This window comes from Peribacillus sp. CSMR9, from assembly GCF_033141925.1.
Classification (GTDB): Bacteria; Bacillota; Bacilli; order Bacillales; family DSM-1321; genus Peribacillus; species Peribacillus simplex_A.
Window position 1 is genome coordinate 167,007 of sequence record NZ_JAOPHO010000003.1, and the last position, 20,875, is coordinate 187,881.

The 20,875-nt window shown below is 38.0% G+C and carries 17 protein-coding genes, 3 pseudogenes and 1 riboswitch; of the genes and pseudogenes, 3 read left to right on the forward strand and 17 right to left on the reverse strand.

Annotated elements, in window-relative coordinates:
• Nucleotides 1–41: 41 nt before the first annotated feature.
• The 6 genes from N9I19_RS03940 to N9I19_RS03960 all read right to left on the reverse strand — a co-directional run bounded on the left by N9I19_RS03940 (nt 42) and on the right by N9I19_RS03960 (nt 7,407).
• Nucleotides 42–2,366: a histidine kinase gene (locus tag N9I19_RS03940; protein WP_317777031.1), complete on the reverse strand. Its 2,325-nt coding sequence runs from the start codon at nt 2,364–2,366 to the stop codon at nt 42–44.
• A gap of 64 nt (nt 2,367–2,430) precedes the next feature.
• Nucleotides 2,431–2,988, reverse strand: a complete 558-nt coding sequence (gene kdpC, locus N9I19_RS03945) for a potassium-transporting ATPase subunit KdpC (RefSeq protein ID WP_317777032.1) — start codon at nt 2,986–2,988, stop codon at nt 2,431–2,433.
• A gap of 24 nt (nt 2,989–3,012) precedes the next feature.
• Nucleotides 3,013–5,052, reverse strand: a complete 2,040-nt coding sequence (kdpB, locus tag N9I19_RS03950; protein ID WP_317777033.1) for a potassium-transporting ATPase subunit KdpB — start codon at nt 5,050–5,052, stop codon at nt 3,013–3,015.
• A gap of 21 nt (nt 5,053–5,073) precedes the next feature.
• Nucleotides 5,074–6,747: a potassium-transporting ATPase subunit KdpA gene (gene kdpA / locus N9I19_RS03955; RefSeq protein WP_317777034.1), complete on the reverse strand. Its 1,674-nt coding sequence runs from the start codon at nt 6,745–6,747 to the stop codon at nt 5,074–5,076.
• 25 nt (nt 6,748–6,772) lie between these two features.
• A complete protein-coding gene (locus tag N9I19_RS25160) occupies nt 6,773–6,847 on the reverse strand; it encodes a potassium-transporting ATPase subunit F (RefSeq protein ID WP_081109011.1) in 75 nt (24 codons plus the stop codon).
• 191 nt (nt 6,848–7,038) lie between these two features.
• A complete protein-coding gene (locus N9I19_RS03960) occupies nt 7,039–7,407 on the reverse strand; it encodes a hypothetical protein (protein ID WP_317777035.1) in 369 nt (122 codons plus the stop codon).
• 391 nt (nt 7,408–7,798) lie between these two features.
• Nucleotides 7,799–7,940, reverse strand: a riboswitch (cyclic di-AMP (ydaO/yuaA leader).
• 243 nt (nt 7,941–8,183) lie between these two features.
• Here N9I19_RS03960 and N9I19_RS03965 point away from each other — a divergent pair.
• Complete coding sequence (locus tag N9I19_RS03965) at nt 8,184–8,540, forward strand: Na-translocating system protein MpsC family protein (RefSeq protein ID WP_371748431.1); 357 nt, start codon at nt 8,184–8,186, stop codon at nt 8,538–8,540.
• Nucleotides 8,541–8,619: 79 nt separating this feature from the next.
• Here the strand turns inward: N9I19_RS03965 and N9I19_RS03970 are convergent.
• Nucleotides 8,620–8,942, reverse strand: a pseudogene (locus tag N9I19_RS03970) (amino acid permease); the annotation flags it as partial.
• A gap of 191 nt (nt 8,943–9,133) precedes the next feature.
• Between N9I19_RS03970 and N9I19_RS03975 the strand changes: the two are divergent.
• Nucleotides 9,134–9,619 (forward strand): peptidoglycan-binding domain-containing protein, encoded by a 486-nt coding sequence (locus N9I19_RS03975; protein ID WP_317777036.1) that lies wholly within the window; start codon nt 9,134–9,136, stop codon nt 9,617–9,619.
• A 438-nt stretch (nt 9,620–10,057) separates the two neighbouring features.
• On the opposite strand, the gene N9I19_RS03980 is transcribed toward N9I19_RS03975, so the two are convergent.
• The 4 genes from N9I19_RS03980 to N9I19_RS03995 all read right to left on the reverse strand — a co-directional run bounded on the left by N9I19_RS03980 (nt 10,058) and on the right by N9I19_RS03995 (nt 13,059).
• Nucleotides 10,058–10,642 carry an NAD(P)H-dependent oxidoreductase gene (locus N9I19_RS03980; RefSeq protein ID WP_317777037.1) on the reverse strand — a complete coding sequence of 195 codons (585 nt, stop codon included), beginning with the start codon at nt 10,640–10,642 and terminating at the stop codon, nt 10,058–10,060.
• A 523-nt stretch (nt 10,643–11,165) separates the two neighbouring features.
• Complete coding sequence (locus N9I19_RS03985; RefSeq protein WP_284470415.1) at nt 11,166–11,789, reverse strand: fumarylacetoacetate hydrolase family protein; 624 nt, start codon at nt 11,787–11,789, stop codon at nt 11,166–11,168.
• Between the two features lie 361 nt (nt 11,790–12,150).
• Nucleotides 12,151–12,327, reverse strand: coding sequence for a hypothetical protein (locus N9I19_RS03990; protein ID WP_317777038.1), 177 nt, complete (start codon nt 12,325–12,327; stop codon nt 12,151–12,153).
• Nucleotides 12,328–12,462: 135 nt separating this feature from the next.
• Nucleotides 12,463–13,059, reverse strand: coding sequence for a TetR/AcrR family transcriptional regulator (locus N9I19_RS03995; RefSeq protein ID WP_089363489.1), 597 nt, complete (start codon nt 13,057–13,059; stop codon nt 12,463–12,465).
• 290 nt (nt 13,060–13,349) lie between these two features.
• Between N9I19_RS03995 and N9I19_RS04000 the strand changes: the two genes are divergently transcribed.
• Nucleotides 13,350–14,783 carry a DHA2 family efflux MFS transporter permease subunit gene (locus N9I19_RS04000; protein ID WP_284472039.1) on the forward strand — a complete coding sequence of 478 codons (1,434 nt, stop codon included), beginning with the start codon at nt 13,350–13,352 and terminating at the stop codon, nt 14,781–14,783.
• A gap of 266 nt (nt 14,784–15,049) precedes the next feature.
• Here the strand turns inward: N9I19_RS04000 and N9I19_RS25430 are convergent.
• The 6 genes and pseudogenes from N9I19_RS25430 to N9I19_RS04030 form a co-directional block, all read right to left on the reverse strand.
• Nucleotides 15,050–15,231 (reverse strand): annotated as a pseudogene (locus N9I19_RS25430) (IS110 family transposase); the annotation flags it as partial.
• Nucleotides 15,232–15,423: 192 nt separating this feature from the next.
• Nucleotides 15,424–15,519, reverse strand: a pseudogene (locus tag N9I19_RS04010) (DinB family protein); the annotation flags it as partial.
• Between the two features lie 180 nt (nt 15,520–15,699).
• The gene (locus N9I19_RS04015) at nt 15,700–16,407 is read right to left on the reverse strand and encodes a response regulator (protein WP_089363443.1); all 708 of its coding nucleotides are present in this window, start codon (nt 16,405–16,407) and stop codon (nt 15,700–15,702) included.
• Nucleotides 16,404–18,005: a DcuS/MalK family sensor histidine kinase gene (dcuS, locus tag N9I19_RS04020; RefSeq protein WP_317777039.1), complete on the reverse strand. Its 1,602-nt coding sequence runs from the start codon at nt 18,003–18,005 to the stop codon at nt 16,404–16,406. Before dcuS ends, N9I19_RS04015 begins: the two co-directional genes overlap by 4 nt.
• A 596-nt stretch (nt 18,006–18,601) precedes the next feature.
• Nucleotides 18,602–18,793: a YolD-like family protein gene (locus N9I19_RS04025; RefSeq protein ID WP_061463718.1), complete on the reverse strand. Its 192-nt coding sequence runs from the start codon at nt 18,791–18,793 to the stop codon at nt 18,602–18,604.
• Between the two features lie 640 nt (nt 18,794–19,433).
• Entirely contained in the window at nt 19,434–20,777 is a 1,344-nt protein-coding gene (locus N9I19_RS04030; RefSeq protein ID WP_284470409.1) for a 2-hydroxycarboxylate transporter family protein, read from the reverse strand.
• Nucleotides 20,778–20,875 lie beyond the last annotated feature (98 nt).

A 20,875-nucleotide genomic window follows, 5' to 3' on the forward strand; every position in this document is an offset into this window, starting at 1 on the left:
TGTACTTTTACGAACGGGTTTTTGATAGCTTTCTTGAACAATCAATCAGCTACCACTAGTACATCTAAATACCTCGTCTCGCGAAGAAGACGTTCAACAATGGAGCCTTCTTTTATTTCTTGCCACCTCGACCTAGCTGAATGACCTATAATTACTTGTGTTGCTTTTTTATTTTTTAATTGTCCCGTTATTTCTTTTACTACTAAACGCCGATGTGTGGCATGGTATATTTCAAATATCCCTCCTAATCGTTCCGTTAGAACCATGACTTTTTTCAATATAACTTCCTCTTCATTAGACAAGTTTTGGTGGTCTTTTACATAAACAACAAACCATTGGGCCTTCAAACGATACGCTATTCGAAATCCCCTTCGTATTAAACGTTCTGAATCTTGACGTAAATTTACACAAACAAAAATGACTTCCTCTTTTCGCCAAGGTCCTCTTACGCCATTTTTCCGTTCAAATGATTCCAACCGATCATCTACATCATCTGCTAACTCACGTAATGCAAGTTCCCTTAGCGCAATTAGGTTTCCAGTTTTAAAAAAATTGCTTAACGACTGCTCTACTTTATCCATTTTATAAATGTTACCTTCTCGCATACGTTGTCTTAAAGTCTTAGGCGAAATATCTATTAATTCCAGCTCATCTGCTAAATGAAGGATCCGGTCCGGTACAGTTTCCCTTACCCGGACTCCAGAAATTTGTTCGACACTGTCATTTAAACTCTCTAAATGTTGGATATTCATAGTGGAAATAACAGAAACTCCTGCACTTAGTATCTCTTCTACATCCTCATACCGTTTAGCATTTTTACTACCCGGAATGTTCGTATGAGCTAACTCATCCACCAGGACTACTTCTGGATTACGCAGAATGATAGTATCAAGGTCCATTTCTTCCAAGGTTACATTTTTATATTGCACTTTTTTTCTAGGGATCATGTCTAAACACCCTACCTGATCGCCCGTATCCTTACGCCCGTGTGTTTCTAGTAAGCCAATGACTACGTCGATTCCATTTTTCTTTAATTGATTGGCTTCCCTTAACATGGTATATGTTTTTCCTACTCCAGGAGCAGCACCAATATATACTTTTAAGGTACCTCTTTTAACTTTTTGTATCTTCTCTTTTATTTCGGTTGAAGAAAGCCTCCGATAGGGATTTTCTTTTTTCCTCTTTGTTTGAATAGCAGGTAGTATCCGTTCTCCTCCCACTTCAGCTCGGTCTGCAACAACAAATACATCAATATTCTTTGTTATACGTAAAATCCGATTTACGATGGATCCATGAATAATCTCTTCCCAACGAGTTCTTTTAGACTGACCAAGTATAATTCGAGTGACATTATGCAATAAAGCATAGGCCACAATTTCTTCAGCAATGTTTTCCTTACTGATAGATATTTCTTCAAACACCCCATCTAATTTTTTAATTAATTTCACCATTGATCGTTTAAATGTGGCTTCTACTTTGGAAAGTTTTTTTTGATTGGGGATAAAACAAGTAACTAATAAATCACTGCCTAAACGCTTGGCAATTTGATTTCCTCTCCGGATTAAAATGGAACCATTCCAATGATATTGAGCACAAACTAAAATTCGCTCTGAAGCACCAGAGGGACCAGATAACCCTTTACGCTCCCGGAATTCGTATAAATCATCCTCTACCTCCCCTGCCAGGAAGCGAAGGGACAATTCCCTAAGTACAGCTAAGTTATGTCTTTTAAAAAGGTGATCATGTCCTTTTCCTTGCTCATATTTTTCATCTAACTCTCCTTCTTGTAGACGTTTTAGGATTGATTCGGGGGTTACGTCCAATAATTTCACTTCTTCAGCGTGAGAAAGCGTATCCTCTGGCACAGTATTACTTACATGAATTGGGAGTCCCGTGAGTTGTTCTGCTACTTCTTTAACACCTGCAAGTTCATAAATATTTATGGTTGTAATGACACTGATTTTATTGTCAATTATCTCCTGTACATCTTCTAGTCTTGTAGCGTTTTTGGCGGAAGGTCTGTTTTTATGAGCAAGCAGGTCTATCAACACAACTTCAGGGTTTCTTGCGAATATTTCATCCAAGTCTAAATCATGCTTAGTCTCTCCTTTAACTTCCCATTCGATAGCTGGAATGATTTCAAGACCACCCACTTGTTCCAAGGTTTTCAGACGATTAGATGCGCTAATAATACCGACAACGACATCAATACCTCGCTTTTTCAAATCGTTTCCTTCAAGAAGCATGTGATAGGTTTTGCCAGAACCACTGACTGCGCCTAGTATAATTTTCAGCCTACCCTTTTTTATTTTTGATATGGAATGTAATATCTCATCTGGGGTTTTTCTTCGGAAATGTTCTAACATAATATTGACCTCCTAAATCCAGTTCAAGGTTAAAAGGAGAGTGACAAACTCTCCTTTTCAAAAGTTATTTTAGTTGGTCTAATGCTATGTTTAATTTTAATACATTCACTCGGGGTTCTCCAAATATCCCCAGTGACCGCCTCTCCGTATATTTATCAACAAGATTATATATACTTTTTTCAGATACTCCTCGCTCTTTAGCAATGCGTGATACCTGAATTTTCGCCCCTTGGGGTGAAATATTTGGATCAAGGCCCGAACCGGAGTTTGTCAGTAAATCAGCAGGTATCTCCTCTTGTTTGACAGTAGGGTTCTCTTTTAAAAATGTTGCCCAATCTTTTTTTGTGCGCTTGATCATGTCTTCATTGGATGGGGCATAATTGGGTGTACCTGAGCCTGCCGCATCATAGTCTATAGAAGAAACTCGACCATGGAAGTAACCCGGGTCTTTAAAAGATTGACCAATTAGTTCAGAACCTATGATTTTTCCTGATTCGTTTTTTATTAAACTGCCATCTGCTTTTGCAGGCATAATGACTTGAGCAACACCTGTCATTAGCAATGGATAGGCAATTCCACACATAACAAGTAGTACCAGAACTAAGCGTATATTTTTCAACATGGATTCTCACCCTTACTTTTGATTTTAAGCTAGATGAAACATGACTAGGATTACATCTATAAGTTTGATTCCTATGAAAGGAACTATCACTCCACCTAATCCGTATATGAACAAATTTTTGGTTAATAATTTTGATGCGCTCATTGGAACATATTTCACACCCTTCATTGCCAATGGTATGAGAAGGGGTATAATGATAGCGTTAAAAATCAAGGCCGATAAAATAGCACTTTGTGGTGTATCGAGATTCATAATGTTTAGAGACTTCATCTGCGGAATGGCCAACATAAACATAGCCGGAATGATCGCGAAGTATTTTGCCACATCATTCGCAATACTGAAGGTTGTTAAAGCTCCCCTTGTCATCAGTAACTGTTTCCCAATCGCCACTACCTCGATAATTTTTGTAGGGTCAGAATCCAAATCCACCATGTTTGCTGCTTCCTTCGCTGCGATGGTTCCTGTATTCATCGCCAATCCAACATCGGCCTGGGCCAATGCAGGGGCATCATTCGTTCCATCTCCCGTCATGGCGACAAGTTTGCCTTGTGCTTGTTCCTGTTTAATGACGGAAATTTTATCTTCAGGCTTGGCTTCGGCAATAAAATCATCTACTCCGGCTTCCTTAGCAATGGTTGCAGCTGTCAATGGGTTATCACCGGTACACATAACGGTTCTAATCCCCATTTTCCGCAATTCATCAAAGCGTTCCCTCATGCCTGGTTTTACTGTATCCTTCAAGTAAATGACACCCAGCAAACGGTTTCCTTCTGCAACAACAAGTGGAGTACCACCTGCAGTTGCGACTTCATTAGTAATGCTATCTAAATCCCCAGGAACTTTTCCACCTTGTTGCTGTATATATTGTCTTATTGAATCAGCAGAACCTTTTCTGACTTTTCTACCATCAGAAAAGTCTGTCCCACTCATCCGGGTATCAGCCGTGAAATCAATTCCTTCTGTACCGGTTTTATCTAATTCTTTATCAGATAATCCCGCTTTTCTAGCAAGTTCGATGACAGATCGGCCTTCAGGCGTTTCATCGTGTAATGATGAATGAACGGCCACTTTATTTAACTCAGCTTGGCTTATACCCTTAACCGGTAAAAAAGCTGAAGCCATGCGGTTCCCATGTGTGATGGTTCCTGTTTTATCAAGGATTATGGTATTAATGTCACCAGCTGCTTCAACAGCTTTTCCCGACATGGCAATGACGTTAAATTGAGTAACCCTATCCATACCCGCAATCCCAATGGCAGACAATAGGCCTCCAATGGTTGTTGGGATCAAACAGACCAGTAATGCAACTAAGGTTGCGATGGGTAATGTGACTTTAATATAAGAAGAAATTGGTACTAGTGTAGTGCAAACAAGCAAAAAGATAAGGGTCAAACTAATAAGCAGGGTACTCAGTGCAATTTCGTTAGGTGTTTTTTGTCTTTTAGCTCCTTCTACGAGGTTAATCATTCGATCAAGGAAGGATTCACCTGGGTCTGAAGTGACGATAATTTTGATAAAGTCACTGATGACTTTCGTTCCTCCAGTTACAGAACAGAAGTCCCCACCTGATTCTTTGATTACAGGAGCTGATTCGCCTGTAATTGCGGACTCATCTACTGCGGCTACTCCTTCAATTACATTACCATCGGTTGGGATTAAATCATTGGTTTCCACCAAGACAATATCGCCTTTACGGAGTTCTGTGGCATCCACAATCTTTATAGAACCATCTTTTTGCCATAACTTTGCCTTGGTATCCTGTTTCGTCTTTTTCAGGCTTTCGGCTTGCGCTTTACCCCGCCCCTCTGCTAATGCTTCGGCAAAGTTAGCAAAGAGTATTGTAACCAGCAATATTACGCTCACGGCAATGTTATAACCTCTATCCGATGTTCCTCCAAAAATGTTTGGGAATATTGATAGTAATAGAGTGATAACAAATCCTATTTCAACAACAAACATGACAGGATTTCGAGCCATTATTCTTGGATCTAACTTTTTAAAGGCATCTTTTATGGCTTGCCCGACAATTTCCTTATTGAGAGTCCCTTTACGCATTGTACTCATTGAGAATACTCCTTTTCTTCATTATCTAATTGTGAGCCATTCTGCTACTGGTCCGAGTGCAATTACTGGGAAGAACGTCAAAGCCCCAATAACTAATACCGTTGCTAAGAGAATGACCAGGAAAGTGCTATTATCTGTCTTAAACGTTCCAATCGTCTCAGGAACTCGTTTCTTTGTAAGTAAAGAGCCTGCGACAGCGATTAGTGCAATCATAGAAAAGTAACGGCCAAACAGCATGACTAAGCCGGTGGATATATTCCAAAATGGAGTGTTATCCCCTAAACCTTCAAATCCGGAGCCATTATTAGCTGCTGAAGAGGTAAACTCATAAACAACCTGCGAAATCCCATGAAAACCCGGATTAGAAATAGCCGATGTGCCCATTTGTGTAGCTAAAGCAATGGCTGACGGAACTAAGATGATTAATGGATGTAAAAGGATGGCAATGGCTATTAGTTTCATTTCCCTGCCTTCAATTTTCTTACCTAAAAACTCCGGCGTTCGTCCAACCATCAACCCGGCAATGAATACAGCCATTATTGCGTACATAAGGATATTGACCGTCCCTACTCCATCACCACCAAACACACAGTTCAACATCATCTCTGCCAATGGCACTAATCCTCCAAGTGGAGTAAGAGTATCATGCATATTATTGACTGTACCTGTTGTAGCTGCTGTCGTAACGGCTGTAAAAAGGGCACTCTGTGCGACTCCAAATCGCACCTCCTTGCCTTCCATACTTCCATTCTCTTGAGAAATCCCCATTGTCTCCAATTCTGGATTTCCATTTTGTTCGCTGAAATAAGTAACACCTAAGAACACAAGGAACATTAATCCCATTGCTGAAAAAAGAATCCAACCTAGTTTCTTGTTTTTTGCCATATATCCAAACGTTAATGGAAGGGCAACAGGTATCAGAAACATTGATAAAATCTCTAATATATTGGTGAAACCATTAGGATTCTCAAAGGGATGTGCCGAGTTGACACCAAAAAATCCACCGCCATTTGTCCCTAAATGTTTAATAGACTCTAACGCAGCTACTGGCCCACGTGCAATATTCTGCTTCGCACCTTCCAATGTAGTTGCAATGGCCGTAGGATCAAGGGTTTGCGGAACCCCTTGAGATACTAGGACAAGACCGATTAAGATAGATAACGGCAGTAGTACCCGGGTGATGGAACGAATTAAATCCACATAAAAATTCCCCATACTGAACTGCCCGGTCAGGCCTCTGAAAAAAGCCATACATAACGAAAGACCGGTAGCTGGTGTCGTGAACATCAAAAATATGATGACGACCATTTGCGATAAATAAGAAAGTCCCGATTCCCCGCTGTAGTGCTGTAAATTGGTATTGGTAAGGAAGCTTACAGCAGTATTGAATGCCAATAATGGATCCATGTTGTCTATCTTACTTGGGTTACCCGGTAAAATTCCTTGAAATCGAATGATCATGTACGAAATAATAAACATGACTAAATTACTCAATAGTAGTGCCTTTACATATTGCTTCCAGTTCATATCACCGGTATTAATACCAGATAATTTATAAATGCCCCTTTCTAACCATCCAAACATCCGATCTTGTTTTGTTGTTTCAAGGGAATAAACATTAGCTAAATATTTCGCCAGTGGTATTGCCAGGATAATGACGAGTGCCAATACCAGACCGATTTGTAAAAAATCCATTTGCATTTCCTCCGTTTTGTAGCTATTAATATTTTTCCGGGTAAATTAAAGCATGAATTAAATACAACGAAAGTGCTCCAACAATAAATAATAAAAACATCGTTTCTACTCTCCTTTTTCTTCTATAACTTTGTTACAAAAATGGATAAATCCAAAAAATGTTAAGAATGAAAAAGCTGTAAGTGAAACTGATATAAGATCCATTGACGTCTCTCCTTCCAAACTATAAAAATTTCAAACTAAAATGTACTCACCCCCTTTGAGTTTCTTAAAGAAACTAGGTTCCACTTGTTAGCAGCCAGTTATAGCTGTAACATTCTGGTTTACTGAAGATGACAAAATCAGCTCCCATTTTTTATATAGACTAGAATATTGATGATCATGAGTGACAACAAACAACCTATAAGATTTGAACTCTGAAAATATTCTCACAAGATTAATTCCATCAAACAGAGAATTAGGGAATAGATAAACACAGTTATCCTGCTCTGATTTATGAACCATTTTTCCATCACATTCCTTCAGGTTTCTTGTAGGCTTAAACCATTCTTCATCATAGTCTACAGTTTCTACATTACTTGTATCCGTGTGGGTGGCCCCTATACTTTCCTTTACAGATATAAATAATTTTCCTTTTCCAACAAGCAGCACTTTTCCCATACAATCCACCCCATTAGTACTTTCTCTTATTAATTTTCAATCTGCATTCTTTCTGGGGAAGAGAAGCCTGCCAGTTGATAACATAAAAAAATAGACCAATGCTTACTCTTTCCCCATGTATGCAGCCATGCAGTAGCTATCCATATCCCCGCGTTAATAAATACGATTCACGCATCGGTTATTGGATTAATTGCAAAGCAAACATATAAAATTGGAGAAAAAGTACTCATTGGTCTACTTATCACCCAGCAAGCTTTACAGCTCTCTGTGCGATCTGTCTTCCAAGACACCTTTTCGTTTATAGGCATAATAAAAAGACCTACGGAAATGACAGGTTGCTATCTTGCTACAAACATAACAAAAAAAGCCTCCTGAATTAAGGTGGTCTTATGACCTCCTTCGCTTTAGCCGACGAAGTTAGCTGACGGGTAGGATGGCGAAAGAGTATCTCATCCCTTCTGCAAATGCAGAATTAACCCCAAAAATAGTGGGTCCTCCGTTCTCAATTTCTTGAGATTTGGCCGATATCAAATTGTTATTTATGTGGATTATTCTACGCTCATCATTAAATGTTTGTAAACCTCATAAAATCACGATATTAATTCAAAATCGATCAAATAAAGTCATTTTAGTCCGAATAAGTCATCAAAAGCTAACTTTACTTAATAATTCTAGTGATTACATTTTTTTTATAGGTTTGTAAACTTACATTGACAATAACTAAGGTTGGGCATTATGATAAATCCCATAAATTCCCGAGATAAAATGGAGGCATTATGTTAAATCCAAAAAAGAAACTTGAAGCAGAAATAAGTGCAGCATTTATTAAGTTCCAGCGTGATCTGATAGGCAGAGGACCACAGGAAGCAAAAACATATATAATTAATGACATGTTGATTACTCGTTTTAAAGGGGTCCTGACTGTGGAAGAAAAGCATCTTGTCAGTCACAATTCCGGCAAAAAACTTGTAAAAAAAATGCGCTCGCTTCTTCGTGAAATGTACACTAAGGATTACGAAAAAATAGTTGAAGATCATACTGGATGTAAAGTTCTTTCTTCCCATAGTGATATTAGCACTAAAACAGGTGAAAGAATTGAAGTTTTTATACTGGATAAAGATTTAGAGAGGTAATTAGAAACCATCAAATAATACTGTTTAAGTTACATGAATTATCATTTTTATAAAATTTTTATATATATTTTAGGTTAGAAGGCTCGCATGTTGTAGGTCGCAACAGATCGCCAACAGCTTCATAGTGCTTTCTAATTCGATGAAAGGTTAAAATAATGATAGGTAGAAATACCAATACCTACAAAACCTGTGAAATTTAGTAAAAAAGAACATCATTGTGATGATAAAGTTAATTAACCCGCCAATTGAATTAATAATTAGTTTTGGAATCCAACCTTTAGGTTTTTCTCTAACCCATTTAAGCATCATTCCTGTTTGGGATAAGGGAAAAGGGATAAATACTCCAACAGCGTAAAGAGGTATCAGATGATCTGTTTCTCCTTTGAACACAATGATTAAGAGCTAGCATCTTCTTTTTAAGCTTTAAGGATTTTCTCTATTGTTCGTACAACTTATCCAATTTTGTGGTCCTACTGGTGACTATGATTGTTTAGCATTTTCAAAATAAACAGGACATTTGTCGGAAGGGGAATTAAAAATCTAAGGGGAACTAGTAAGGTGTATTGAATATACAAAAAAAGGGAGATGGCGCTTTGAAGAAATTACTTACCTGTTTGATAGTATTAACAATAGCCCTGGGGATATCTTTTTCCACCGCTTCAGCATCTGCCGGAGGATTTCACCACCCGCAAAGCTGGGATAAAAACTCGATTTTGCGGAAGGACACTCATGGGGTGGAAGTCAAAAATATGCAGTATATCCTCAATGTCATGGGTTTTTATACTGATTCAGCAGTGGTTGACGTTGATGGGATTTTTGGGCCGAAAACCGAAGCGGGTGTAAAGAAATATCAAAAAGAAAACCATCTGAAAGTGGATGGTGTGGTTGGCCCCAAGACGTGGGACAGTTTCTCGCAATATATTAAAAAGAATGGCGAGAACACCTATGGAGCAGGCGGGTACATGGGTCTCAGAATCAAATGGAAGTACGACGATTCTTCTTATACATCAGGCTCAAAAGCCTATATTTACGGTAATGGAGATACATTAAGTGACCAATATCGCCTGTATGCGAATTAAAAACTCAGGCAAGAGGCCCTTTATTAGTTAAATGAGGCTAAAAGATAGGTCCTCCGCTTCTAAGCGATGTCTATGAAAGAGAGAGGGATAATTCTTTTAAAATTCTCCTTTCTATTAGTTTCAGGTTAATTGTAAAAAGCCGATGATTCCTACGAAAGAATCATCGGCTCTATTCATTCAGAACTATGCGCTTTCCTCCAACCTAATTTGAAGGAAATAAGATTAACCTTTACTTAAGACAAGAGATCATAAGGTTAACGAATCAATTTTTCACAAAAGGGAAGCCCCTTCTTCTCATTCTGAAGAGGGGGCTTCCCTTTTGTTGTAAAGAGAGATAGCTGCCTCTGCAATTTCTTTTAATAAAGCACCTGTGGTTGATTCAAAACCTTTCAAGACTCCCCAGTAGTGAGCAGGCTTTTTTTCAACATTTGTATATGATCATGAGAAATGGGAATTAATTGTATCTTCAACTTTCTTTAACATACCTTTATATGAGTCTTCATCAAGGTAACCAATACTTCCGAATAGTAAATGTTCCACAGGTTCGATTCCAGTGAAATCAAATATCCCAATGTCGGAGGTAACTTTCAAGCCTGCTGTCATACCCACCTTATCGTAAACCTCGTTAGGCGTTCCATGTGTATTGATAATAAGACCCTTTTTACCTTTTAATAACTTAATTACACCTTCTTCTCCAGCAGAATAAGCAAACCCAAATGCAAATACTCGGTCTACATACCCTTTAAGAATTGCTGGAAGACCAGTCCACCATATAGGGTAAATAAATGTTATAACATCTGCTTCCGTAATAAATTCTTGTTCCGTTTTAATATCATTTGGAGTATTTCCTGCTTTCATAGCTGCTGTATCTTCTGGTTTCAGTACAGGTTGAAAATCAAGTGCATATAAATCACGGACAACAACTTCGTGACCATTTTTCTTTAATGCATGAACTGCTGTTTCCAAAATAGAGTGATTTAAGCTTTCAGGATTTGGATGTGCATAAACAACTAGGTGCTTCATTTTAAATATCCTCCAAGTATTCAATAATTTTCATTAGATTATTAAACTTTACCTAATATTATAGTGTTAGACATTTTTTTTAAAGTAGTCATTTTCTTATAACATAGTCACAAAAAATAGTACCATTGAGAATGATATGCATTGATTATGGTTTTTATTATCAATCCAAACAAAGGAAATTGAGTTCGTGGAATATAAAAGGCCTGGGAGCCTTTATGAAAAAAAGAGGATTTATGGACTATTCAGAAGAAACTGTTTCAGATATTTTTGTATACAGGAAACATAATTACAACAGACCAATGACGTTAGAACTAGAATACCATCACGTGAATTATATTCCTCACTACTATATTAGACTTATTATCAACAAAGCCAATGGTTTTCTACATCAATTGCTCCCTTATTTAATTCTCCCAGTACTGATATTACCTAATTTATTAGCTACTCTCTCCTGCCTTTTAGTTGCAATGACATCTGGGGACTAAATAAAAAAACAGTCAAAAATGACTGCTCTTCTTTATGGTTATAGTGTGACTGAACAGGATCCAATTTCATTTCCTCCCCAGTTTAGTGAAAGCTTGTCTTGATCTGAAAGAGGACCGACGCCACTTGGAGTTCCGGTAAAAATAATATCTCCTTTTCCAAGCCCAAAATGCTCTGCTGTAAACTCGATTATCGTTTGCAAATCAAAAAGTAAGTCTTTAATATTTCCGACTTGTACACGCTCTCCATTTTTTAAAAGAGAAAAATCTAATTGTTCACATGCTTCGACACCCTGAAATGGAATAAAATCACTAACAACAGCTGAATTTTTAAATCCTTTAGCCAAAAGCCAAGGATGCTGTTTTTGCTTTAACTGTGCTTGAACATCTCTAAGTGTTAAATCCAACCCAATGGCCATAGCATCAACTATTTCATCTACTTTCATTCCTGTTTGGAACTGCTTTGCGATATGTATGACAAGTTCTGTTTCATAGTGAATGGAACCCTGATTACTTGGCAACGTAATTAACTGGCCATTGGCTTCTGCAAGTGAATGAGTTGGTTTTGAAAATAAAAAAGGGGAAGTTGGGATTTCATTATTTAATTCTTTTGCATGTAAAGCGTAGTTTCGACCTACACAATAGATATTTTTAATGTCTTTCATTACTAAACTCACTCTTTTCTTTAAATGTAATTTCATGCTAAAAAGTGGAATGATTCGATAGTAACAGGTACATACTCTAATAATCTTAAATACATTTTATATTTTTCTGACTTTTAATACAACCGTCCTAACTAATAAAGAAGACCATATTGAATAACATAATTCGTTTTATCAATTATGTTACAGTTTGCTAGGATTTACAAAAAGTAAAGGCCATGGGTTTCTCAGTAGAAGCGAAGCATATATTTAAAATGAAGCAGACTCCCCATAGGGGGAAGCCTGCTCAAAGTCTTAAGAGCTTGTTATTCCTCTTGTTCAACATGTAGCCAATGCATTCCCTGCCACATTGTTGCAGTTCGAGTCAGATGATATGGATCCTGCTCCAGGTATTTTCTCTTCCCGTCATATATTTATCTAAAATCCAGCCGTTCACATTAAACATAAGAAAGGAAGCGAGATATGGAATGGACATCAAGGCACTTACTGACAACAAGTCTAACCCTTTACTTACCAAATAAGAAGGCATCCAGGAAATCATACCCCAACTCACGATATTGGAAAAAATTCAGTAAAGAAGATCTTCCAAAAATTATTTGTTTTACATACCTTGTTTCGTTAAAAAGAACGACTTTTCTTATCGCCCACAAATACCAGGAATTCTAATTATAACGAATTAAGAATTTTTATCTTGAAAATGGTAGAGCAAGAAGTGCTGTTTTGCGAGAAAATGCGGTGTATACGGCATGTCGTTTCGCAGCCAAGAAACGATAGTGCCTATCAATGCTGAAGATCCGTGCCAAATTGCTATATCCTTTTGAATTCCTGCTTTATAAAAGTAAGAATCATTTCCCAAAACCTCTAACCTTGCAGTTATTATTTCAGTTAGCATATTTAACAAGCGTTCAGTAAAGATAGGTACCCTCTTCGAACCTAATATCACTTTATAAAATTTAGCATGTTTAGCAATATGATCAAGCATCCGCACCAGCATTACAAAATCCGTATCGTCGGCAGCACCCTCGTTCACAGGCTGACTGTTCACAGCGGGCTGAATATCTTCAATCATATCATCAGCCATTTTTTCTAACATATCGGGTATATCCCGATAATGGAGGTAAAACGTAACACGGCTAATTGTAGCGCGCTCCGCTATGCGGCTAACAGACATTCTCTCAATATCCATTTCCTGCAGCAAATCAATAAAAGCCTCTTTTATTAAAAGCCGCGTACGAAGAATTCGGGGATCTGTATGACCCTTGTAATTATCCATCATTTTACTTTTCCTTTCTCTTGGTATTAAAATATACAATTTCTTTAGGTAATGTACTATATTCCCCAAATAAACAACACAATTAGGTTTAGTGTAAACTAATTTACATTTTGCATTTTATTGTAAATTGTAAGAACGGGAATTCCTAACTATAATCTGTTTTATGCAGTGTTAATTATCTTACACATTGTAAAATAAATCTAGTGAGAAATAGAAAGGAAGTTTGTAGGTTGAGTAAAGGTATCAATACAACTAGTAGGTCGATTAAAAAAGGACCTATCTTGTTCATTATGATTTTGGGGGCTTTTCTAGCCACGCTAAATCAGACAATCATGAGCGTTGCAACCCCAGAACTAATGGTTGATTTTAATATTTCGGCGGCAACTGCACAATGGCTGACAACTGGCTATTTGCTAGTGAATGGTATTCTAATTCCAATCACAGCGTATTTCATGCGAAGGTTCACCACCCGCCAGCTTTTTCTAGCTTCGATGCTAATCTTTCTTGCAGGTACGATAGTATCTGCTGTAGCAACAACCTTTCCGGTTCTTTTGACTGGGCGCATGATTCAGGCAGCGGGAGCTGGCATTATTATGCCACTACTTACGAATGTCATTTTCACAATCTATCCTCCCAATAAAAGAGGTGCAGCCATGGGAATGGTAGGCTTTGCGATCATTTTTGCGCCTGCCATCGGTCCTACTCTAGCAGGATATATCCTGGAAAACTATGAATGGGAATTAATGTTCTACGGCATGATTCCGTTTACCCTTTTGGTGATTATCTTCGGCTTTATTTACCTGAAGAACGTCTCGGAACAAGTTATCACCAAGATGGACATTATAAGTGTAATCCTTTCTACTATAGGGTTTGGCACTCTGTTATATGGCTTCAGCCGAGCCGGCAGTGAAGGCTGGTCCAGCAGTGAAGTGCTTGTATCTATTGCCGTAGGAGTCTCAGCACTTGGACTTTTTACCCGGAGGCAGTTAACTTCTCAGAATCCCCTGTTGGATCTGCGGGCCTTCAAGTACAATATGTTCTCCCTTACAACCATTATCAACATTGCGGTTACCATGGTTATGTATGCAGATATGATGTTGCTTCCACTGTACTTGCAAAGTGCACGCGGCTACACAGCTTTAGAATCCGGATTGTTACTTCTCCCCGGTGCGCTTGTGATGGGATTCTTAATGCCTATTACAGGTAGGCTGTTTGATCGATATGGTGCAAAATGGCTGTCCATAATTGGGTTAATAATTACGATTATTACAACTATCGGCTTTATTGATTTGACAGATTCAACTAGCTATACCTATTTAGTTCTCATGTCTACGGGCCGTCGAATTGGAATGGCGCTGATGCTTATGCCTATTCAAACAGCAGGTTTAAATCAATTGCCTTCAAGCTTGACTGCTCATGGTACAGCAATATCCAATACCATTAGGCAAGTAGCAGGCGCAGTTGGTACTTCCCTTCTTGTAACAGTAATGACGAACCGCACCGAAACACATTTTAAGGAAATGATGTCCACTGGCGGAAATATGGCAAGTCAAAAACATATGATAACAGAAGCCACCATTCAGGGCATTAATGATGCTTATGTTGTAATTATCGGAATTGGACTAATTGGATTAATTCTTTCGTTTTTTATAAAACGTGTGGGGCAAGTCTCTGAGGAAGATTCTGGTGCTAAAATACAAAAAGTTATGATCAAAGAGACTTAAGAAATCATAATGTCAATCACTGAATGAAAAATAAAGAATTCCGAACAATTTATTAGTGATCATGCTTGTAGTGAATCTGTTCTAAATATTCATTGGTAGTATGGGATTAGCTATGTGATTTAATCACCTAGAACTGAGCAGACACCATGTCTATAGTTGTTTCCATGTATTGAATATAAAAGTTGATTTGCTATAAGCATGATTATTTATAAAGTATGTATCAATTTTGAAGGAGGAATAGTATGGATAAAGAAGTACTTTTATATCAATAAAGAAGCCCTTGAATATAGATCGCAAAAACTTTCCGATATTCAGGAAACACTTGATCTAAAGTGGGATGAAACTGAAGTTTAGCTTCCACATACATATTTATTACGATTTCCTGTTGTCTTGTCAAATTCCGAAGGTCTAAAAACTGATTTCCTCTAATCTTATGAGGTTCTAAATCCACATCCAGACCAACTACCTGAATTCATTATTTTTTCTCCGCTACTAATTAACCAGCAGCCCAAGTACTCCATGTAGTGTCATAGCTTCGCTTGTTATGGCCGATCTTATAATACGAACGTACCTGTTAGGGGAACATAGACGCATATATCATAAACTAATATTTAACAAGGCTACCCCGAATACATCTATCTCACAAAAGAATAAAGTCAATATTAACAGGTTCAAAACCATCTGCTCGAAGTCGTGAGTTAATCTGTCCTCGATGATACTGACCTTGCAATGCTACGACAGAGCCTAATTTGATATTTGCACCTTCAAGCACCTTTTGGATTCGGTTATTCTGTCTTTCACGGTCCACCGATTCTTAACCCCTGATTCCCGTATATTAAATGAGTCCATTTGGTACCCTACTATATCAAAATATCCCAATGTTAACTAAAAAAAGTAAGCGGCCAATATTGACCGCTTAAAGGAATTTTTTAATTATATTTTCTTTTGCTTCATTATACTTATATTGGTAAATCGGTCTCCCTATGGTTCCATAATGAACTTGAACATAAAGAGCATCCATGTCACTCAAAAATTTTAAATACTTTCTTACCGATACCCTTGAGATGCCGACACGGCCTGCGATCTCTTCAGTTGAAAACGGAGACCCACCCATGCTTTGTGCTGTTTCCCATATTATTTGTAACGTACCTTGTGTCAATCCTTTCGGCAGTTCTTCTGCCATTACTCTAGGATTCTTGTGAAGGATTTGCCGATCTAACTCCTTTTGACTTAATACATGCTGATTTTTCATAAACATGAATTTCTCTCGATAGGCTGATAAAGCTTCATTAAATCGGTCAAATTCAAAGGGCTTAATTAAGTAATCAACTGCTCCGTACCGCAGTGCTGTTTGAATCCTATTCATATCCGAAGCAGCTGTAATAAAAATTACATCTGCTTTCATCCCTGTTTCCCTTATAAGCAACAACAAATCCAATCCATTCATCCCAGGTATAAAAATATCTAGTAAAATTAAATCGATTGTCTGTTTCTCCAATAGGTTTAAAGCTTCATTTACAGAAGAAACAACAGATACTAGCTGAAATCCTTCTACTTGCTCCAGATAGCGTTTGTTAAACTCCGCTACCATCGGATCGTCCTCTACGATGAGCACACGTATCATTCTGTATCACCCTTGCAATCATATGGTATATAAACAACAAATCTCGTTCCTTGAGATGGCTTAGAGGAGATTTCTAAATCTCCACCAAGCCTTTCCAGGCTTTGACTGACTAAAAAAAGTCCTAATCCCCTTTCTTTTCCCTTAGTAGAAAATCCTCTATCGAACATATAATCTTGCGTTCCCTTTTCCATCCCGACTCCGGTGTCCTTTACTTCGATTGTTAAAATATCATCTCCGTAATCAAAATGTACTTCTATTTGCTTACGCGGACAGCTTGTTAGTGATTCTAGAGCATTGTCGATTAAATTCCCCAATATTGTAATTAGCTCGTGGGACATATAAGAATTAAGCGGCTCAGGCACTTGACGTTCACTCGTTATATTTAACTCCGCATCGGCTTCACGTGCATGACTTAATTTTCCTATCAGAAATCCTGCCAGGACAGGATCTTTTATATTTCTGGTTATAGCATCAATTTCATTGTTTCGATGATTTACCAATTCCTTTATATAATTTAACAGTTGATCATGATAACCCATATGTGACATTCCTAAAATAACATGCAGCTTATTCATAAACTCATGAGATTGAGCACGGAGCGCCTCTGCATACGAACGTACCCCAGTCAATTGTTCAGCCAGTTGTTGAATTTCTGTTTTATCACGGAATGTCGAAACTGCTCCCACTATCTTGTCATTTAAAAAGATCGGCACACGGTTTACCACCAAAGTGATACCGTTTAAAACCATCTCTTCGTCTAACTCTGTTTTCCCGGTCTCCAATATCCAGCACAGTCTTGAGTTCGACAAGTATTCTTCCAGTTTCATTCCCAACGGGTCTTGAGTTAACCCTGCCTTATTGAATAAACGTAAAGCCGTTTTGTTTACCAGTGTAATCCGGGACTCCTGGTCAACGGCTATAATTCCCTCCCTTACTGATTGCAAGATAGCATCTCGCTCTTGAAATAACTTAGCTATAGCAAAGGGCTCCAGACCAAAAAGAATTCTCCTGACATACCTTGCCAATAGTATAGCACCTAAAATACCCGCTGCTATTCCAAATAAGGTTCCCGTATAGGTATTTTTTCGACCTTGACTTACTGCTTTTTGAACGTCATTTAAGGAAATACCTACCGCTACAACACCTAGCTGCTTACCCTTACGGTCGAAAATTGGTGTAAAGGAACGAAGGGATGTCCCTAAAGTGCCCTTTGATACAGAAATATGTTCTTTTCCATGTAAGGCAATCGTCTCATCCCCGCCGACGAATTGCTTTCCTATCTTGGCAGGATCGGGATGCGACTTACGGATTTTATTCATATCCATCACCACAACAAATTGTACATTAGTAAGACGGCGGGTTTCCTCTGCAAACTCTTGAATAGAACTTTCCTTTTCTTGCTTACCCAAAGTTTCCGTTACAAGTTGTGAATGTGCTACCATACGCGCCACATTGGTTGCTTTTTCTTCCTGATCCTTTTCTATGCTCGCCGCTATTGTTCTACTGATTAATAAATCAGTCACGAGCAATGAAAGAGCTACTACACTACAAACCAATATCGTTATTGTCGCTTGTAGGCTCCATTTTCTTCCTTTCATAATTTCTCTCCCCACTCTCTTAGAACCCATGGCACTGTATCCCTTTGCAAGCTGTCATTTACCAGCATTTTCATAATCCTGAATATTTTTTTGTTAGCCATCCCTAATTGGCCTATAGCTTCAATCATATTAGTATACCCACCAGCAAAATAATACAAAAGTGGTAAAACCTAAAGATTTATAAGTCTTATAACTAGGCTGTTTTCACATACTTTGTTGCTATTTATCAGGTAGTGAGTTGTGGTTGATTTCCCCTCCAGATGCTCGCTTTCCGCGGGGCGGGCGGTGAGCCTCCTCGGCGTAAACGCCTGTGGGGTCTCACCTGTCCCGCTGCTCCCGCAGGAGTCTCGCACTTCCGCTCCAATCAACCTTAAATAGTTTCGTTTTAAAAACAACAATCTTTACGAAAAGAGCCTATAACTAAAAATAAAAAGAGGCGAATCATCTACATACGGCAGATGATTTGCCTCCTTTTACTTAAATCGACTTTTTCAATCCCCTTTTTACCATTTGGGGATTATTGAGTTGGTTGCTTAGTTAATGATTCTAAAAGAATCAAACAATTTCATTTCCAAGCTTTAAAATTCGAACCAGAATTAAAGCGATTCATGAATTTCCTTAATACCGGATAAACGAATGGTCAGAACCTTTTGCTGTTCAACTTTTAAAGACAGGGTTTGTTGATGTAAATCAAGGTTACAAATACGGCCCTTACATATTTGTAACGATTCATTCTGATAATAGGTAATGGTCATTAAGCAATTTTTTGATAATTCTTTTAAGAACATTTACTTCTCTCCTTTCTTACTAGTGGTTTATATGAAAAAATATACTAAAATGATTGACTAGGTATAAAAGACGACGAGAAGGGCATCCGCTTTAGGGTTTGGATTAAGTCTTTTTACTTTTTATATCAGAAATTAGGGAACGCTTACATCGATTTTTGAACAACTTCCATTTAAACAAATTTGGCTTGGATATACTAAGTCCACTCCTGTTTAATGGCATTCAATGTCAAATTGACATGTTTTTGTGAAACACCGGTTTCCATTGGACGTTTGCAACAGCTGCTGTAACATATGCTGCTACTCGGCGATTAAAAAGATCTGGAATCACATATTCCTCGTAAAGGTCCTGAAATTCAATCCAGCAATAGCATAAACTACAAGCTTCATATCCTCATTGATTGTTTTCCCATGAACGTCAAAGGTACCACCAAAATGCAAGGGAATGCGCGGACATTATTGATCTAGGAAACCCGAGTGTCCGGTTCCTGCTACAAGTGCTCCCGCTTTTGTTGCCTCTAAAGGCATTATTCCCGAACCGGATTGGCTATGGCAAAAATGAGTTATTTTAACAATATAGTATCGGCGCATTTGACTTAAAAAACTTAGTCTATCATCCGTTCACACTATTTTATTATAGTTTTTAACTTAATAATTTCATTAAGAGTGTTGCTAATATAACAGTGGCAGCACCGCCAAGTCTTGTTGAAACTTGTGCAAACGGCATTAATGACATACGGTTGGAAGCTGATAAAATGGCTACATCGCCTGTTCCTCCTAAACCGCTGTGACAGCCTGTTACAATCGCTGAATCAACTGGATACATATTCATAAATTTCCCAACAACATACCCAGTCCCTACCATCGTTATAACAACTACAGAACAAACTAAAACATAAGCTGGAGTTATAATTTTGACTACATCTTCTAATGGGATATAGAGCATACCTAACCCAACCATTAGAGGCCATGTTAAACTTGTGGAAATAAATTTGTATAAATGATAGGCGCCTTGTTCCATTTTTGCAGGCATCACTTTCAAACATTTGACAAGTGTTGCAGCTACAATCATGAGTACAGGACCTGGAATGCCAAGAAATTTATGCGCAAGGCTTCCGAAGATGAAGAAACCGCAGGCAATCAATAATCCGGCACCCATTAGTGAAAAATCAACAGGTTTATTAATATTTGTTTCTTGGGTGATCCCGTCGCCACCTTTCGTTTTCACTAATACACCATTACCAGTAAGTTCCGGTTTTTTCTCCCCTAAGCGTTTCAGTAAACCGGCACAAATAATCGCTATGATATTTCCAATGACAGCTGCCGGAATCATTTGGGATACAAATGTTTCAGCAGATGCACCTAAAATTTGAGAATATGCCAGGGAAAGCGGTAAGATTCCTTCTCCAATTCCTCCGCCAATAATTGGTACAACAATAAAGAAGAATGTATGTTTTAGATCATATCCTAACAATGAACCTACTAAAACTCCCGCTGCAACAGAAACAAGCGTTCCTACCACGAGTGGAACAAACATACGCGTAAATCCTTGTAATAATACTTGACGGTTCATACCAAGAATACTGCCTGCAACTAAACAAGAAATATAAAGGTAAAGGAAGTTAGATGTTTTCATCAAGGTTGTTACCGCTTCCATTGCAGCCGGATTAACCAAATTATAAAATACCATAATAGACGGGATTAAGAGCGCTAAAATCGCCGGACCACCAATATCTTTCACTATAGGAATTTTCAACCCTATATCCCCAAGTAAAATTCCCATAACCATGATAACGGCAAAACCACCAATCATATCAGGCGGGAGTTGATTATATACTGATGCACCATAAATAATAAGCGCCAAGGCTATATAAAGAGGTAGCGGAATAACGCCTACTTTCACCTCTTTAAGTTTGGATAAAAAGCTTTGGTTATCTCCTTTTTCTTCAATATAAGGAAGCGGTTTCATTTTCTTTGCTGATTTCATTTTTTAACCTCCTGTTATTTGACTCCTATTATTTGCTATACTTAATTTAAGTGATTTTCAAAAAACTTTATAGCTTATGTAACTTTTGTAAGTGTTTT